Annotated in this window: 1 protein-coding gene; it reads left to right on the forward strand. The window is 70.8% G+C overall.

Annotated elements, in window-relative coordinates; genetic code table 11:
* The coding region (locus QAA18_RS12145; RefSeq protein ID WP_279413277.1) for a GAF domain-containing protein at positions 1 to 1,412 on the forward strand (1,412 nt) is incomplete at both ends.

Genomic DNA, 1,412 nt, shown 5'->3' on the forward strand with positions numbered 1-1,412 from the left:
GCGCGCGCCGAAGCGGGCCTCGACGGCAAGCCCCTGCCGCTGTCGGCCAACGAGATCGACGAAACCTGGGAGGACGGCGAGACCCGGGTTGCCCTCTCGGCGCGCCTGGGCGAACCCTTGCCCCCGGCTTCGCGCCTGGCCTGGGTGGCACTGGCCCGGCGTACGGTTGCCGCGACACTGGCCTCGGCCCATGCCCAGACCCGGATCGAGGCGCTGCAGAAGTCCCAGCGCCTGCAGCAGGCGCTGTACGAGATTGCCGACCTGGCCGGTTCCGCGCTGGAGATGCAGGAGATGCTCGGCCGGATCCACGCCGTGGTCGCCGGGCTGATGTACGCGGAGAACTTCTACATCGTGCTCTACGACGACGTCCGCGAGAGCATCCGCTTCCTGTACTTCGCCGACCGCCTGGATCCCTACGTGGCCCAGCCCGAGGTCGAGACGCCCGTGTCGGAGATGCCCAACAGCCTCACCGTGGCCCTGCTGCGCCACGGCAAGCCGCTGCTCGGGCCTTCGGCACGCCTGCGCCACGAACTGGGCGTGCACCTGGACATCAAGCACGGCCCGGACAGCGCCGACTGGCTGGGCGTGCCGATGCGCCGCGACGACCGGGTGTGCGGTGCCATCGTGGTCCAGAGCTACGACCATCCGGCCAGCTACAGCAGCGAGGACCGCGCGCTGCTGGAGTACGTGGCCCAGCACATCCTCACCGCGCTCGACCGCAAGCAGGCCAAGGTCGAGCTCGAGCAGCGCGTCGACGAGCGCACCCTGGAGCTGCAGCAGGCCAACCTGGTGCTGCAGGCCGAGATCATCGAACGCCAGCGCGCCGAGCGTCTGCAGCGGGCGCTGTACCGCATCACCGAGATGTCGGTGGTCGCCGGCAGCCTGGAGCGCTTCTACGCCGACGTCCACGGCGTCGTCGGCGAACTGCTGTACGCGCGCAACTTCTACATCGCGCTGCTGACGCCCGAGGGCGACCAGATCGAGTTCCCGTACTCGGTCGACGAGCGCGACGCCGCCCGCACCACGCGCAAGCTGGGCAAGGGCCTGACCGAGTACGTGATCCTGCAGGGCGAGCCGCTGCTTGCCGACCGCGCCCGCATCGCCGAGCTCGAGGCAGCCGGCGACGTGCGCAGCCACGGCGCGCTGGCGCACAGCTGGCTCGGGGTGCCGCTGATGCGCGACAGCACCGTGGTCGGCGCCATCGCGGTGCAGACCTACACCCCGGAGATCATGTTCACCGAGCGCGACCAGGAGCTGCTGACCTTCGTCGCCCACCACATCGGCGGCGGCCTGGCGCGCAAGCGCGCGCAGGAACACCTGAAGGCGGCGCACGCCGAGCTCGAGTTCCGGGTCGAGGCGCGCACCCGCGAGCTGGCCGGTGCCAACCGCGAGTTGCGCGCGCAGATCGGCGA

Source organism: Luteimonas sp. 8-5, assembly GCF_029763755.1.
GTDB lineage: Bacteria > Pseudomonadota > Gammaproteobacteria > Xanthomonadales > Xanthomonadaceae > Cognatiluteimonas.